Annotated in this window: 16 protein-coding genes and 1 pseudogene; 13 read left to right on the top strand and 4 right to left on the bottom strand. The window is 39.7% G+C overall.

All coding sequences use genetic code 11. The annotated features are described in order from the left end of the window. Positions 1-180 precede the first annotated feature (180 nt). The gene (locus I6F40_RS16250; protein WP_197193204.1) at positions 181-1,839 is read left to right on the top strand and encodes a KAP family P-loop NTPase fold protein; all 1,659 of its coding nucleotides are present in this window, start codon (positions 181-183) and stop codon (positions 1,837-1,839) included. Positions 1,840-1,943: 104 nt separating this feature from the next. Here I6F40_RS16250 and I6F40_RS19925 read toward each other — a convergent pair. Continuing rightward, a pseudogene (locus tag I6F40_RS19925) lies at positions 1,944-2,128 on the bottom strand (hypothetical protein); the annotation flags it as partial. 214 nt (positions 2,129-2,342) lie between these two features. Between I6F40_RS19925 and I6F40_RS16245 the strand changes: the two are divergent. From I6F40_RS16245 to csrA, 9 genes are all read left to right on the top strand, one after another. Beyond that, positions 2,343-2,849 (top strand): DUF3087 domain-containing protein, encoded by a 507-nt coding sequence (locus I6F40_RS16245; RefSeq protein WP_149603194.1) that lies wholly within the window; start codon positions 2,343-2,345, stop codon positions 2,847-2,849. Between the two features lie 34 nt (positions 2,850-2,883). After that, entirely contained in the window at positions 2,884-3,333 is a 450-nt protein-coding gene (locus I6F40_RS16240) for a low molecular weight protein-tyrosine-phosphatase (RefSeq protein ID WP_169044274.1), read from the top strand. Positions 3,334-3,557: 224 nt separating this feature from the next. After that, positions 3,558-4,034: a hypothetical protein gene (locus I6F40_RS16235; protein ID WP_197193203.1), complete on the top strand. Its 477-nt coding sequence runs from the start codon at positions 3,558-3,560 to the stop codon at positions 4,032-4,034. A 160-nt stretch (positions 4,035-4,194) separates the two neighbouring features. Next, positions 4,195-4,818: a GTP cyclohydrolase II gene (locus tag I6F40_RS16230; protein WP_007583803.1), complete on the top strand. Its 624-nt coding sequence runs from the start codon at positions 4,195-4,197 to the stop codon at positions 4,816-4,818. A gap of 81 nt (positions 4,819-4,899) precedes the next feature. Beyond that, complete coding sequence (locus I6F40_RS16225) at positions 4,900-5,688, top strand: BPSS1780 family membrane protein (RefSeq protein WP_007378958.1); 789 nt, start codon at positions 4,900-4,902, stop codon at positions 5,686-5,688. Further along, a complete protein-coding gene (locus tag I6F40_RS16220) occupies positions 5,688-6,140 on the top strand; it encodes a regulatory protein RecX (protein WP_024606256.1) in 453 nt (150 codons plus the stop codon). Before I6F40_RS16225 ends, I6F40_RS16220 begins: the two co-directional genes overlap by 1 nt. 19 nt (positions 6,141-6,159) lie before the next feature. Next, entirely contained in the window at positions 6,160-8,760 is a 2,601-nt protein-coding gene (alaS, locus tag I6F40_RS16215; RefSeq protein ID WP_197193202.1) for an alanine--tRNA ligase, read from the top strand. A 6-nt stretch (positions 8,761-8,766) separates the two neighbouring features. Then, a complete protein-coding gene (locus I6F40_RS16210; RefSeq protein WP_197193201.1) occupies positions 8,767-9,984 on the top strand; it encodes an aspartate kinase in 1,218 nt (405 codons plus the stop codon). A gap of 91 nt (positions 9,985-10,075) precedes the next feature. Beyond that, the gene (gene csrA, locus I6F40_RS16205; RefSeq protein ID WP_004587515.1) at positions 10,076-10,267 is read left to right on the top strand and encodes a carbon storage regulator CsrA; all 192 of its coding nucleotides are present in this window, start codon (positions 10,076-10,078) and stop codon (positions 10,265-10,267) included. 50 nt (positions 10,268-10,317) lie between these two features. Here the strand turns inward: csrA and I6F40_RS16200 are convergent, their stop codons facing one another. From I6F40_RS16200 to I6F40_RS16190, 3 genes are all read right to left on the bottom strand, one after another. Beyond that, positions 10,318-10,785: a YcxB family protein gene (locus I6F40_RS16200; protein WP_165727244.1), complete on the bottom strand. Its 468-nt coding sequence runs from the start codon at positions 10,783-10,785 to the stop codon at positions 10,318-10,320. 132 nt (positions 10,786-10,917) lie between these two features. Then, entirely contained in the window at positions 10,918-11,109 is a 192-nt protein-coding gene (locus tag I6F40_RS16195; protein WP_007378921.1) for a hypothetical protein, read from the bottom strand. Between the two features lie 58 nt (positions 11,110-11,167). Next, positions 11,168-11,341 (bottom strand): DUF1328 domain-containing protein, encoded by a 174-nt coding sequence (locus tag I6F40_RS16190; RefSeq protein ID WP_002961939.1) that lies wholly within the window; start codon positions 11,339-11,341, stop codon positions 11,168-11,170. 519 nt (positions 11,342-11,860) lie between these two features. Between I6F40_RS16190 and I6F40_RS16185 the strand changes: the two genes are divergently transcribed. Genes I6F40_RS16185 through I6F40_RS16175 form a run of 3 tightly spaced genes read left to right on the top strand, consistent with a single transcriptional unit; the run spans position 11,861 to position 15,040 of the window. Next, positions 11,861-12,103: an OadG family protein gene (locus tag I6F40_RS16185; protein ID WP_007583814.1), complete on the top strand. Its 243-nt coding sequence runs from the start codon at positions 11,861-11,863 to the stop codon at positions 12,101-12,103. Positions 12,104-12,114: 11 nt separating this feature from the next. After that, a complete protein-coding gene (gene oadA / locus I6F40_RS16180) occupies positions 12,115-13,896 on the top strand; it encodes a sodium-extruding oxaloacetate decarboxylase subunit alpha (protein WP_197193200.1) in 1,782 nt (593 codons plus the stop codon). Between the two features lie 13 nt (positions 13,897-13,909). Then, positions 13,910-15,040, top strand: a complete 1,131-nt coding sequence (locus I6F40_RS16175) for a sodium ion-translocating decarboxylase subunit beta (protein WP_076925246.1) — start codon at positions 13,910-13,912, stop codon at positions 15,038-15,040. Positions 15,041-15,064: the final 24 nt, after the last annotated feature.

The raw sequence follows: 15,064 nt of genomic DNA, 5'->3' as shown, positions 1-15,064 counted from the left end.
TGGGTTGAGTGGCACGAAACCCAACGAATCTCCAATGTAGTTTGCACCTATAAAGCCAAGTATATGTATATTTTTGTAGGCGCATAGCTTGCTGGCGCGTCGGGCGTTAGCCCGAAATAAATGCAACTGTTGATAATTCGATATTGGACTATGTAAAAAGGACTATTTAAAGGGAATTAAATGAAAGAGATTAAAGAATTCAATTGGAGTAAAGCAACTAAGCCTCCATTAGAAGAGTATTTTCCTGCAGATAAATTAGATCGTGCTCGCTACGCAACTTTCTTATCAAGACTATTGGCTCAAGAAGGGTTTGACGAAACCAGACCTGATGAAGACCAAAAGAAAAACTATGTATTAAACTTAAATGCAGAATGGGGGGCAGGTAAAACCTACTTTCTTAAACGTTGGTCGCAAGAATTAATAGTAGATTACCCTGTAGTTTATATTGATGCATGGCAGCAAGATTATTCAGACGACCCATTTTTAACTGTAATTGCGGGTATCATCAAGCAGCTTCAACTTCAGGCGAAGTTTAATATAACAATACCTAAAAGCGCAGTTTCGATGTTTAAGGCTGTTGCGCCTGCTATTGCACAAGGTTTAGCTAAAAAAGTATCTGGTATAGATTTAGATGAGCTACACACATTACTATTTTCTGATGATGAAATTGATAACGAGCAAAAGCAAAGCTCCAATAAATCGACTGGTAGCGACTTTTCACCGGCAGTGAAGGCGCTTGCACAAAACTTGATTAAAGATCACGAGGCTAAAAACAAAAGCGTTGAAGTTATAAAGTCTAAGTTAGCTGATTGGGTCAGTAAGTTTGAAGAGCAAAAAGATAAGTCGTTACCCATATTTATTTTTATTGATGAATTAGATCGTTGTCGCCCAAGTTATGCAGTAGAAATGTTAGAGACGATTAAACATATTTTTGATGTAAAGGGGATCGTGTTTGTTGTGGCTACGGATACCGAACAGCTCCAACATACAATTAAATCAATTTATGGTGAAGGATTTGATGCAAAGGTTTATTTAGGCCGCTTTTTTAATAGTCGCTATAGTTTAAAGCGTCCTGCTTTGAAGGATTTTTTATTAGTACATAGCGATACGACTAAATTTGAATCTACGTACTTAGAAAGTAAAAATATTGAGCTTCTCCCTCGAACAGAAACACCTGAGATCGCTGTAACTAATATTTCAGTTGTTTTAGATGCGTTTCAGGTATCAGCAAGAGCAGCAATTCAAATTACTGAGCGTATAACCGCCATTATTGTTCATTTACAAAGTGGTAAAAAAGTAGACGTACTTGTGCTAGCTGTTTTATTTTGTATCTATGAAAAAGATCATTCTCTTTATGAAGAGATCATAAGTGGCCGTTTTAAACGTGAGGGGAAAGATACTACAGATAAGTTTAGAAACATCAGTCTAAGTGAATTTCTAGAAGAAAAAATCCCAGACGTTAATATTTCAGCTGAACTAATGTATGAAATTGCCCCCCAATTTTACACAGATAAATTGACTAATAAACCAAATAGTTATTCTAAAGGAAACTACCGAATTTCATTATCTGAATTTATAGAAAAAGTTTTTTGTAAGATATTTAATAGCTTAGAAAGTTATTTTGTCGGATTTTTAGATCTTAATCATGAAGATGATACTTCTGAATTACAAAAAGCTGAGAGTGAATTAGCCGAACAGCCACGTGGAATTTCTGATGAAAAAACAATCCTTTGGATAAACTATATTTATATTCACGATGGATATAGCAGAATAACTAAAGAGCACTATCGTGAATTTATAGAGCTTTCATCACCATTAGATTACATGGGCGATAGCTAAAGTATCCTGCAGTAACATTTAACTATCTCTGTGCGGCGCTAAGCGCCTCTGTGTTGTCGGTGGTAATTCTCTATTTAAATTACCACCAACCTCAACTGGACCAATTACCTAAGCCCACACATCTTAACCCCATTTCCCGCATGTTTAAGCGCAATAATCTGCCCTTACCGTTATGCGCCATGGCCAACATATCACCCGTATTTATATCGCTTTCAACCGCGTGTTTACCCTTTAAATCACTCAAGAATGACTGCTTAATTTGCACTAGCACCTCAAGATTACAGCCAGCAGTTGCGCAGTTGATGTTTTAATAAATACTGGGTTGTTAGGTACTTCAAGTGTGTGCATAACCAGCTCCAAATTTTATAGATCACTACAATTAAGGTGTTTTCAAAGCTATAACGGGTGGCAAATCAAAAAGGGGTGAAATAATTTTATAAAAAATGTGGGGTTTAGTTACAATAGCCATTCGCAAATATTAAAACTTAACTTTTTAGGCTGTTATGCAACTCATTGAAATAAATAAAGCGCGTTATCGTAAACATTTAAACCGTGTTATTGCAGGGTGTGGTATTGGTTTGGCTGTAGGCAGCTTGGCTATATCGCAAACGCTGATTGCTTTATTTCCTGATGAAAGTGGTAGCCATTTTCACTGGAACTTAATAGGTGTTGCTATTACAAGCGTTGGGCTTGCGTGGTTACTTAATAAATACCGTACTCATACGTTTATGACAGAAGTTGTTTATGTGTGGGAACTTAAAAAAGCACTTAATAAAATAACCCGTAAAATGGCTAAGTTAAAAGCTGCTGGCCGTGAAGGGAATGCCGATGCGTTATTAGCGATCCATTATAGTTATGCGGGCTCTCGGTTATTGTGGCAGCTAGACGATAACCTAATCACTATGGACGATTTAGCCATTAAACAAGCTGAGCTTGAATCTGTTGCAGCGCAACATAACGTAACGCTTAACGTTGAAGATTACGACGCAAGTATTTTAAAACAGTTTTAAAGCTTAGGTTTTTAAATTAGTTAGAGGAGCCTTAATGAAAAAAGTACTCATAGTGTGTTTAGGTAATATTTGCCGCTCGCCAACCGCAGAGGCGGTATTAAAAGCCCGTGCTAAAAAGCTAGGTGTTAACGTTAAAGTCGATTCGGCAGGGACTATTGGTTACCACGAAGGTAAAACGCCTGATAGTCGCTCAATGGCTGCAGGCGAAAAACGCGGTTATAGTTTTAAAGGTATTTATTCACGTAAAGTACGCACAATCGACTTTACTGAATTTGATTTAATTTTAGCGGCCGATACGCAAAATTTAGCTGATTTAACAGCGCAATGCCCTGAGCATTTACGCTATAAGCTGGCGCTATTTTTAGAATATGGCGAGCAAGCCCAAAGCGCTATTCCCGATCCTTATTACGGCGGCGATGATGGCTTTGAAAATGTGCTCGATTTAATAGAAGCGGCTAGCGATAAAATACTCGCTAAAATTTAATGCATAGGCTTTGACAAGCTTATGGTGGCGGTTAATTTTAAAGTAGAGCTGCACTTGAGTTATAACCATTTTGACGGGTGTCGCTTCGCTCGATGGCGTTGAGTTGGTAGCTTAAATTAACGTTATAAAGCGCGAGGTAAACTCCACTATAAAACCTGCGCGAGATAAACTCCCGCCTACAAGACGGTGTTATATTTATAGGCGGGGCTTTATGCCGCGCTTTTATGTTTGAGTCTATGTTTTATTTGCGCGAGATAAACTCCCGCCTACAAGGCGGTGTTATATTTGTAGGCGGGGCTTTATGCCGCGCTTTTATGTTTTATTTGCGCGAGGTAAACTCTCGCCTACAAGGCGGTGTTATATTTGTAGACGGGGCTTTATGCCGCGCTTTTATGTTTGAGTTTACGTTTTATTTTCGCGAGATAAACTCCCGCCTACAAGGCGGTGTTATATTTGTAGGCGGGGCTTTATGCCGTGCTTTTATGTTTTATTTGCGCGAGGTAAACTCTCGCCTACAAGGCGGTGTTATATTTGTAGACGGGGCTTTATGCCGCGCTTTTATGTTTGAGTTTACGTTTTATTTGCGCAAGGTAAACTCCCGCCTACAAGACGGTGTTATATTTGTAGGCGGGGCTTTATGCCGCGCTTTTGAGTTTGAGCTTATGTTTTATTTGCGCGAGGTAAACTCCCGCCTGCATTAGACGTTAGAGGCTACAACAATTCTTTCACTTCTCTTGAAAATAACGCCTGTCGTCGCCATATAATTGCCATAAACAGTCTTGTACTACGGTGTATTTATCCTATTTTGTGATATTATCACTTTATTGTCGTGTCGTAGTTATTTAAATATTTGGATTTGTCGTGGCGCAAGTAAGAGCAAGAGTCCAGCTTAATGTTGGCAGAAATAGTGATATCCCTGCAGAAATAATCTCATTTACTGATTTAAAAGATGGTAAAGAACATATTGCTATGGTGTTTAACAACGCTGATACAGAGCAAGATGTACCGCTTATTCGAATGCATTCTGAGTGTTTAACAGGTGATGTATTTTACTCATCGCGTTGTGATTGCGGCGAGCAGCTAAATGAATGTATTGAAATGATGCACGAGCAAGGCGGTATTTTATTGTATTTACGCCAAGAAGGTCGTGGCATTGGTTTATACAACAAAATTGATGCTTACGTACTGCAATCGCAAGGTATGAACACCTACGAAGCTAATAATCATTTAGGCTTTGCTGATGATTTACGTGATTTTTCGGATGCTGTGTTAATGCTTAATGCGCTTAATTTAAGCCACGTTAAATTAATGACCAATAATCCTAAAAAGCTTAACGCATTAAAAGATGCCGGTATTAATGTTGACTCGGTTGTGGGCACGCATGCGCACATTAAAGCGGGTGTTGCGGGTAATAAATCGTACCTAGAAACAAAAATTAAACATGGCGCGCATATGTTAGATATTAAGAAAATTAAAAAACCTTAATCATTTAATTACGTTTCGTCTATTAATACCCCCTCACGCCAAGTTATACTTGGCGTGTTTCGTTTTAAATTAAGAGCAAGTATGTCTACACAATTACGAATTTTTAAAGCCGATGCAGGGCTAAAGTGGTTAAAAGCCGGATGGCTTATTTTTAAAACCCAGCCAGCAACCTTTATTTTTATGCATTTATTTATTGGTATTGTAGGGCTGCTGTCTTTATTTTTACCGCTGCTGCAAGTAGTAGCAGCACTAGCTACGCCATTTTTAACCGCAGGGTTTTACCAAGCGGTGCTTAGTAAGCAGCAGGGCGGAAAAATTATGCTAGCCGATATTCTCAAGCCATTTACGGCTAAGGGAAATCGTTTAGGGTTATTGCGTTTAGCACTTTATCAGATGGGTGCGGGCATTTTAATGGCGTTACTTGCTAATGGCTTATTTGCCGATGCAGTAGCTGTTATGAGCCAACCAGGACTTGATCCAAATGTAGCACTTGAACAAATGCTTGAGAGTATTTCGGGCGCGAATGTCATTTTGTTTTTTATGGCAATGCTAATTTATTTAACGGCGTTTGCTTACGCTGTACCGCTTGTTTATTTTAGTAAAGAAACACGTATTTTAACGGCGCTTAAAAAATCGTTAATGGTGTTTTATCATAACATTTTGCCACTTGGCGTTTTTGGCCTTATTTGCGCATTATTTATGGCGCTTTCGATGTTCTTATCGTTCTTACCACTGTTGATTTTAATGCCGATTTGCTACATTAGCTTTTTTGTATCTTATCAAGCCATTTTTATGCCTGTTGTACCACCAAGTGACGACATTAATGTTAAGCCACTTAGCAGTGAAACAAGCGGGCGTTTTGACGCTTAATGGATGATAAATTAAAGCAAAAACTAAAAAACTATGTACTTTGGTTACTAGGGCGCCAAGAATATTCGCGTCGTGAGTTAACGTTAAAATTACAGCAAAAAGAAGCTACAGAAGAGTTTATTGAAACGCTGCTTGATTGGTGCGAAAAGCATAATTTTATTAACGAGCAGCGATACTGTGAAGGCTTTGTAAGAAAACACATATTTAAATGCCACGGGCTTAAGCGAATACAAAGCGAAGCTATGGGCAAAGGGATTGATCGTTCGCTACTTGAATTGGTAGTTGAAGAGCTTGAAGTAGATTGGTTTGAGCTTGCGCAGGATGCGTATAATAAAAAATATTCAAATACACCGCCAAACCTCGATTACAAAGATAAAGCTAAGCGCGTGCGCTACTTAATGTATCGGGGTTTTAGCTACGATGAAATTAATTTTGCAATGCAAGCACAGTAAATACAGGTGAGACTTTCAAATGCAGCACATGACTACCGCACAAATTAGGCAACAGTTTTTAGACTTTTTTGCCAGCAAGCAACATCAAATAGTACCTTCTAGCTCGCTTATACCGGGTAACGATGCCACGTTGTTATTTAACAATGCCGGCATGGTGCAATTTAAAGATGTATTTTTAGGCGCAGAAAGCCGCCCTTATACACGTGCGACAAGCTCGCAGCGCTGTGTACGTGCTGGCGGTAAGCATAACGATTTAGAAAACGTAGGCTACACTGCTCGCCACCATACATTTTTTGAAATGTTAGGTAACTTCAGCTTTGGTGATTACTTTAAGCAAGACGCGATTAAGTTTGCATGGGAGTTTTTAACTGAGGTAGTAAGCCTACCTAAAGAAAAACTTTTAGTAACTATTTATCACGATGATGAAGAAGCGTTTGGTTACTGGGCTAACGAAATTGGCTTACCAGAGGATCGTATTATTCGTATTGCGACCTCAGACAACTTTTGGTCTATGGGCGATACTGGCCCGTGTGGTCCGTGTTCTGAAATATTTTATGATCACGGCGAGCATATTTGGGGCGGTCCTCCGGGCTCTCCTGAGGAAGACGGCGACCGTTTCATCGAAATTTGGAACCTTGTATTTATGCAATACAACCGTCAAAGCGACGGTACAATGTTGCCTCTACCTAAGCAATCTGTTGATACGGGAATGGGCCTTGAGCGTATTTCTGCTATTTTGCAGGGCGTGCATTCAAACTACGAAATCGATTTATTCCAAGGCTTAATTGCTGCTGCTGCAAGTGTTACTAATGCACAAGACATGGACGATAAGTCACTACGCGTAGTGGCCGATCACATTCGTTCGTGTGCGTTTTTAATCTCAGACGGTGTTATGCCATCTAACGAAGGTCGTGGTTATGTACTGCGCCGTATTATTCGTCGTGCTGTGCGCCACGGTAACAAGTTAGGTGCACAAGGTTCGTTTTTCTATAAATTAGTTGCTGCGCTAATTGAGCAAATGGGTCAAGCGTACCCTGAGCTTGCTAAGCAACAAGAAATTATTGAAAAAGTATTACGCATTGAAGAAGAACAGTTTGGTAAAACACTTGAGCGTGGCTTAGCTATTTTAGAAGAAAGCTTAAGCGACCTTAAAGGCGATATTATACCGGGCGACTTAGTATTTAAACTTTATGATACGTATGGTTTCCCAGCTGATTTAACGGCCGATGTTGCGCGTGAGCGCCAGATGACAATTGATCATCAAGGCTTTGAAGAGTGTATGGCTGTACAACGTAAAACAGCGCAGCAAGCAGGTAAATTTGGTGCAGATTACAATGACCAATTAAAATCAGATAAACACACTGACTTTAAAGGTTACGACAGCACACATTACAGCGCGACCGTTATTGAAATTTTTGCCGGTGGCGAAGCTGTTCAGTTATTAGAAGATGGTCAACAAGGTATTGTAGTACTAGACCGCACACCGTTTTACGCTGAATCAGGCGGTCAAACGGGTGACACGGGTACTATTACAGTTGCTGGTGGCGAATTTAATGTTACTAATACCACTAAGCTTGGTAATGCTTTTGCTCACCACGGTACTGTACAAGGCCGTATTGGTGTAAACGATAAAGTTGACGCCACTATTGATGATACGCGCCGCGATTGCATTAAGAAAAACCACACAGCTACGCATATTTTACACGAAGCACTACGCCAACTATTAGGTGACCATGTAGGCCAAAAAGGCTCACTTGTTCAGCCTGATCGTTTGCGTTTTGACTTTTCGCACTTTGAAGCGGTTACTAAAGATGAGCTACGTGAAATTGAGCGTGTAGTTAATGACGAAATTCGTCGTAACTTTGCACTTAATACTGAGCTTATGGCTATTGATGATGCTAAAGCGAAAGGTGCTATGGCATTGTTTGGCGAAAAGTACGACGACGAAGTACGTGTAGTTACTATTGGCGACTACTCTATTGAGCTTTGTGGTGGTACTCACGTTGAGCGCGCTGGCGATATTGGTTTATTCAAAATTGTATCTGAAAGTGGTATTGCCGCAGGTGTTCGCCGTATTGAAGCCGTAACCGGTGCAGATGCTGTAGCGTACGTTAGCGAGCAAGAGCAACAACTTAGCGATGTTGCAGCTTTAGTTAAAGGCGATAGCGCATCGGTACTTGAAAAAGTAACTGCGTTGCTTGAAAAATCTAAAGGTCTTGAAAAGCAAATTGCACAACTTAGCGATAAGCTCGCAAGTGCAGCGGGCGCGTCTTTACTTGATTCGATTGTTGAAATTAATGGCGTTAAGCTACTTGTAGCAAACGTTGAAGGTACTGAATCTAAAGCGCTTCGCGGTATGGTTGATGACCTTAAAAACAAGATTGGCTCAGGTGTTATTGCACTGGGTGTTGCCAGTGGCGACAAAGTAAGCCTAATTGCCGGTGTAACTAAAGACTTAACAGGCAAAGTAAAAGCCGGTGAGTTAGTTAACCATATGGCAGGTCAAGTAGGTGGTAAAGGTGGCGGTCGTCCAGATATGGCACAAGCCGGTGGTAGTGAACCACAAAACCTTGCTGCTGCACTAGATAGCGTTACAGCTTGGTTAACTGAGCGTACTTAAGCCTAAGTGGCGCTTATTGTTCAAAAATTCGGTGGCACTTCGGTCGGCTCAATAGAGCGAATTGAAGCGGTCGCCGACCTTGTTGTTAAAACCAGGCAGCAAGGACATCAAGTGGTTGTGGTGCTCTCGGCTATGTCGGGAGAAACCAACCGCTTAATTAACCTCGCCAAACAAATTGATACTCGCCCGAGTAGCCGTGAACTAGATGTACTTATTAGCACCGGAGAGCAGGTTTCTGTATCACTGCTTGCTATGGCTATTATCAAACGTGGTCATTCAGCTGTAAGCTTATTAGCCGATCAAGTCAATATTCTAACCGACAACATGTTTGGTAAAGCCCGTATTGAAGACGTTGCTGCTACGCGCTTAAAGCATGAGCTTGAGCATAATCGTATTGCTATTATTGCTGGGTTTCAGGGACGTGATATTGAGGGCAATATTACAACGCTTGGACGCGGCGGCACCGATACATCGGCTGTAGAAATAGCAGCGGCTATAAAAGCCGACGAATGCCAGATCTATACAGACGTTGATGGCGTATATACTACAGATCCTCGTGTTGAACCTAACGCGCGCAGAATGAGCCAAGTTACTTTTGCCGAAATGCTGGAGCTGGCAAGTTTAGGCGCGAAAGTTTTGCATATTCGCTCGGTAGAAGCTGCAGGTAGACACAATGTGCCACTTAGGGTGCTTTCTAGTTTTAATCCTGATGAAGGCACATTAATAAGTTTTGAGGAGAACGATATGCCAAGCAAGGTGGTATCGGGGATTGCGTTTAATCGTGACGAATGTTTAATTAAAGTAGATGGTGTGCCAAGCGGTACGCAATATCTTTCAAAAATATTGAAACTTTTTGCTGATAATGGCATCGAAATAGATATGATTAATCAAGTTAATCATATCTTTGAAAAAATAGACTATGCTTTTACTGTGCACTCGAATGATTATCTGCAAGCACTTGAATTATTGAGCGAAGATCAAGCTCAACTCAGTGCTCAAAATATAAGCGGATTACCAACAGTCGCTAAAGTTTCTGCTGTTGGAATGGGTATGAAATCGCATTCTGGTGTAGCAAGTTTATTTTTTGATGCATTAGCGCAGGAAAATATTAATGTGGTTTTAGTCTCGACTTCTGAGATTAAAATTTCAGTTTTAATAGATGAAAAGTACCTAGAGTTGGCAGTTCGTGCATTACACAAAGCATTTTTAACAGAAAATGGATAGATTGAGAGTTTTTACTTACTTTTCAGTCTAATTTTCATTAGTATGTTTAAGCGGAATCTTATAATTTTTATTGGAACATGGGAGCAAGAGAATGCTAATACTAACTCGTAGAGTAGGTGAAACCCTAATGATTGGTGACGAAGTAACAGTTACTGTTCTAGGTGTTAAAGGAAATCAAGTTCGAATCGGTGTTAATGCACCAAAAGACGTATCAGTGCATCGTGAAGAGATTTACATGCGCATACAAGCTGAAAAGTCGAACCCTAATCCGGGCAATGCTTAATCAACACGTATACGTAGTTGAGTAATTAGCTCAACTAGACTAAAAGCCACTCACTGAGTGGCTTTTTTGTTTATAAAAGCGAGTATTTCAGGGGTTAGTATTTGTTTTGAAATGTACTGCATTCCGCTTTTATTTTTAATAATAATACCTTGCTGAGTATCTATTACTTCGCTTATGTTTTGCCAAGTTAGCTCAAAACTTTTGTAATGATTAGCCGACTTAATGCCTTCTTCATCAAAGGTAAGTGTTACCTCAGAGCCTGACGCTCTGCTGAGCATTTGTCTGGTTACCCACCAAGGTCTGCGATAGTAAAAAGCGACGCACTCTAGTACACCTAGCATGATCATAAACGATCCTAAGTAATGATCGTTTAAAACATAAATGCCAAATAAACCAAGCGCAACGAGGAGTACAAGTAAAAAGTACTTAGGTTTGGCGCGCTTACTGTAGGGGAGTGACTCGTCAAAGCACTCGTAAAAGTAAGGTTTATCTAGTGTGTAGGTTGTTGTAAATGCCATATTGCCTTGCTTTAAATATCGTTTTTTTTATTTTAACAAGCTAACCGCTAAATGAGCAGCTTTATAGTCAGTGATTTTATTACAGACACAAAAAAACGGCCCTAAGGCCGTTTTTTAGCGTTACAAGAAGAATTAACAGTTAGTTTCTTCAGCGTTTACGCCTTCTTTAACATTTTCACATGCATCTTCTACTTTGTTTTGCACGTCAGTTACTGCTTCGTCAATACGTTCGCCTGCGTCTTCTGCATGATTGTCTTCACAACCCATGATGAAGAAACTTGCGAATAGACCGATTAGTGCTGCTTTTACAGTTGTTGAATTCATAATGTAATTCCTTGTAAGTATTAATTAAATTTTAGTGTTTGTTAGTTGAATGCTTTATCTACCTGGGTGATTTACCACGTAGTGCACCTGAAACTAATGAAATCACTAAAAGTACTAAAAAGATAAAAAATATAATTTTTGCTATACCAGCTGCGGCACCTGCGATGCCACCAAAACCTAACACTGCAGCGATTAAAGCAATAACTAAAAATGTAATTGTCCAGCGTAACATTGTTTTCTCCTTGGTTATCAAATTTGCTCACAATAACTAATGCCAGTTATATGCCAAAGTTTATTTTTGTTTTATATCAGCTAGTTATGGTTTTTAACTGTGTTTTTAGTTATTAGTTAGTTAGTAATTTTTACGCTTTATTATGTAAGTTATTCACACTGTTACAAGTTACCGGTAAATATTCACTAAAAATAATATTTTTGGTAAGACCAATTAACAATTGATGTGTGTTTTTGTACTTATTATAAAATTTGGTGGTTATTTTTATTAAGTTGAATAGTTAATTAACAACTTCCATATAACTATTAGCTATAGTCGTTATTTTCTGTATGTATTGTAGGGCGCATGATTGCTGAGTTATGGCATGTAAAATTGTTGAGTGTTATGTTGTTTATAGTTTAATTGGTTTTACCAATTTACAAGATGTAGACAAAGCGACTAGTTTTGTTATTATCCAGTGAATAAATATTTAATTAAATCGATTTTTTATTTTCGATATGGGTTTCAAGGGGGAGAAAAATGGATATAGGTGCTCTACTCACAACGGCTGGTAGCTTAATGCTAACTGGTATGGTTGGGGTGTTTGTATTTCTGTCGATATTAATTGGTGCAGTAACGCTTATGTCTAATTTGGTGACGCGCTATAGCGAACCAGAGGCATCACCAGCTAAATCACCGTCTTTTAAATCTCAAGGTGTGCCTAATGAGCACATCGCTGCTATTAGTGCTGCCATTGCTCAGTACAAATCAAATAATAAATAAGGGGCACACACATGGCTAAATTAAAATTAACAGAATTGGTATTACGCGATGCGCACCAATCATTGCTCGCAACACGTATGCGCCTAGACGATATGCTACCTATTGCTAGCAAGCTAGATGATGCAGGTTATTGGTCTATTGAATCGTGGGGCGGTGCTACATTTGATTCGTGTATTCGTTATTTAGGCGAAGATCCTTGGGAGCGTATTCGTGCGCTTAAAAAAGCGATGCCTAATACTAAACAGCAAATGCTATTACGCGGTCAAAACCTATTAGGCTACCGCCATTACGCTGATGATGTAGTTGAAAAGTTTGTAGAACGCGCACATAAAAATGGCGTTGACGTATTTCGTATTTTCGATGCAATGAACGATGTACGTAACCTAGAAACAGCGATTAAAGCGGCTATAAAAGTAGGCGCACATGCTCAAGGTACTATTTCGTACACGGTAAGTCCTGTTCATACGCTTGATATGTGGCTGACTCTTGCTAAGCAATTAGAAGATTTAGGCTGTCACTCAATTTGTATTAAAGATATGGCGGGTTTATTAAAGCCGTACGATGCTGAAAAACTAATTAAAGCACTTAAGGAAACCGTGTCGGTTCCTATTGCTATGCAGTGCCACGCTACAACTGGTTTAAGTACTGCGACTTATCAAAAAGCGATTGATGCAGGCATTGATATGCTTGATACCGCTATTTCATCTATGAGTATGACTTACGGACACACAGCAACTGAAACTATTGTATCGATAGTTGAAGGAACTGAGCGCGATACTGACCTTGATTTAAATCATCTAGAAGAAATTGCTGCTTACTTTAGAGATGCACGTAAAAAATATGCGGCATTTGAAGGTAGCTTAAAAGGGGTTGATGGTCGTATTTTACTAGCTCAAGTACCTGGTGGCATGCTTACAAACATGGAAAACCAACTTAAAGAGCAAGGCGCGGCAGATAAGCTTAATGAAGTTTTGCTTGAGATCCCACGGGTACGTGAAGATCTTGGTTTTTTACCTTTAGTAACACCTACGTCGCAAATTGTAGGCACTCAAGCAGTACTTAACGTGCTAACCGGTGAGCGTTATAAAACAATTACTAAAGAAACTGCTGGCGTATTAAAAGGTGAATATGGCTTAACACCAGCACCAATGAATAAAGAGCTACAAGAGCGTGTGCTTGATGGAGCAGAGGTTATTACTTGTCGCCCTGCAGATAACATTGCACCAGAGCTTGCAACGCTTGAAGCTGAATTATTAAAAGAAGCACAAGAGCAAGGTTTAACACTTGCTGATGAGCAAATTGATGACGTACTAACTTATGCATTATTTCCGCAGGTTGGTTTGAAATTTATTAAAAATCGTAATAACCCTGATGCATTTGAGCCTATTCCTACCGTTGAAGATAAGAGCAATAAGGCAGCACCAAAATCAGGATCAAATAATAACAGCGTTAAAGCTGAGCAATACAGCGTAAAAGTAGATGGTAAAGTTTACGACGTAGTAGTGGCGCAAGGTGGTGAGCTAAAAGAAGTAACATTAAAAGACTCTGAGCACATTCCTCAGTCTGCTTCAGTTGCATCAGGTGAAACACTTAACGCACCTTTAGCCGGTAATATTTTTAAGATTAAGGTAAAAGCTGGGCAAGTTGTTAACGAAGGTGATGTAGTGATTATTATGGAAGCCATGAAAATGGAAACCGAAATACGCGCAATGCATACCGGAACTATTGCCGAAGTGTTGGTTGGTGAAGGCGATGCCGTAACTACCGGCGACGCTATGATTGCATTAGCTTAGGAGCAAATAGAGGATGGACGGTATTTTAAACCTCTGGAATGCGACCGGCATTGCTAACTTTACAATCCCATCGTTAATTATGATTGCGGTAGGGTGTTTATTACTGTTTTTAGCGATAGCTAAAGGCTTTGAACCACTATTATTATTACCAATTGGTTTTGGTGCAATTTTAACAAATGTACCAGTGGCAGGTTTGTCAGACCCAGGTGGGCTTTTGTATTACGTTTATTACGTGGGTATTGATACGGGGATTTTTCCGTTATTAATATTTATGGGAGTAGGGGCGCTGACCGACTTTAGCGCGCTTATTGCAAACCCACGTATGTTGTTATTAGGTGCGGCTGCACAGTTTGGTATTTTTGCTACACTGTTTGGCGCAATATTACTTAACTATGTGCCAGGCTTTGAGTTTACTCTACAGGATGCATCGGCTATTGCAATTATTGGTGGTGCAGATGGGCCAACAGCAATATTTTTAGCGTCAAAACTGGCTCCTGATTTACTTGGTGCAATAGCGGTAGCAGCATACTCATATATGGCATTAGTACCAATTATTCAACCGCCAATTATGCGTGCGTTAACAACCCCAGAAGAACGTAAAATTAAGATGCCAGAGCTTCGCAAAGTATCTAAAAAGGAAAAGATTATTTTCCCTCTTATGGTGCTTAGTTTAACGGCTATGTTTTTACCGGCTGCTATACCGCTTGTAGGTATGTTTTGTTTAGGTAACTTAATGCGAGAGTCGGGTGTTGTTGATAGATTAAGTAACAGTGCTCAAAACGAAATCATCAATGTTACAACTATATTTTTAGGTTTAGCTGTAGGTTCAAAGCTTGCTGCAGATAAGTTTTTAACTGTTGAGACGATTGGTATTTTAGTGCTTGGCGCACTGGCTTTTGCAATTGGTACTGCATCTGGCGTATTTATGGCAAAAGGACTTAACCGCATATCTAAAACACCTATAAACCCATTAATTGGGGCAGCAGGTGTATCGGCTGTGCCAATGGCGGCACGAGTAGTTAATAAAGTGGGCCTTGAAAGCAACCCACATAACTTTTTACTTATGCATGCTATGGGACCCAACGTAGCGGGTGTACTTGGTAGTGCAGTTGCTGCGGGTATTTTATTAGCACTTGTTGGCTAATAATTAACGTGGTAGTTAATAAAT

It is taken from the genome of Pseudoalteromonas sp. SWXJ133 (genome assembly GCF_015864365.1).
In the GTDB taxonomy this organism is placed as follows: Bacteria; Pseudomonadota; Gammaproteobacteria; order Enterobacterales; family Alteromonadaceae; genus Pseudoalteromonas; species Pseudoalteromonas arctica.
Note: the sequence above shows the minus strand (reverse complement) of the source record. Positions and strands in the feature narration are given on the sequence as shown.

Excerpts from the sequence above, each read along its gene's own strand:
- I6F40_RS16250 (WP_197193204.1), top strand. The coding sequence starts at position 181 with ATGAAAGAGATTAAAGAATTCAATTGGAGTAAAGCAACTAAGCCTCCA.
- I6F40_RS16245 (WP_149603194.1), top strand. The coding sequence starts at position 2,343 with ATGCAACTCATTGAAATAAATAAAGCGCGTTATCGTAAACATTTAAAC.
- I6F40_RS16240 (WP_169044274.1), top strand. The coding sequence starts at position 2,884 with ATGAAAAAAGTACTCATAGTGTGTTTAGGTAATATTTGCCGCTCGCCA.
- I6F40_RS16235 (WP_197193203.1), top strand. The coding sequence starts at position 3,558 with ATGTTTGAGTCTATGTTTTATTTGCGCGAGATAAACTCCCGCCTACAA.
- I6F40_RS16225 (WP_007378958.1), top strand. The coding sequence starts at position 4,900 with ATGTCTACACAATTACGAATTTTTAAAGCCGATGCAGGGCTAAAGTGG.
- I6F40_RS16220 (WP_024606256.1), top strand. The coding sequence starts at position 5,688 with ATGGATGATAAATTAAAGCAAAAACTAAAAAACTATGTACTTTGGTTA.
- alaS (WP_197193202.1), top strand. The coding sequence starts at position 6,160 with ATGCAGCACATGACTACCGCACAAATTAGGCAACAGTTTTTAGACTTT.
- csrA (WP_004587515.1), top strand. The coding sequence starts at position 10,076 with ATGCTAATACTAACTCGTAGAGTAGGTGAAACCCTAATGATTGGTGAC.
- I6F40_RS16200 (WP_165727244.1), bottom strand. The coding sequence starts at position 10,785 with ATGGCATTTACAACAACCTACACACTAGATAAACCTTACTTTTACGAG.
- I6F40_RS16195 (WP_007378921.1), bottom strand. The coding sequence starts at position 11,109 with ATGAATTCAACAACTGTAAAAGCAGCACTAATCGGTCTATTCGCAAGT.
- I6F40_RS16190 (WP_002961939.1), bottom strand. The coding sequence starts at position 11,341 with ATGTTACGCTGGACAATTACATTTTTAGTTATTGCTTTAATCGCTGCA.
- I6F40_RS16185 (WP_007583814.1), top strand. The coding sequence starts at position 11,861 with ATGGATATAGGTGCTCTACTCACAACGGCTGGTAGCTTAATGCTAACT.
- oadA (WP_197193200.1), top strand. The coding sequence starts at position 12,115 with ATGGCTAAATTAAAATTAACAGAATTGGTATTACGCGATGCGCACCAA.
- I6F40_RS16175 (WP_076925246.1), top strand. The coding sequence starts at position 13,910 with ATGGACGGTATTTTAAACCTCTGGAATGCGACCGGCATTGCTAACTTT.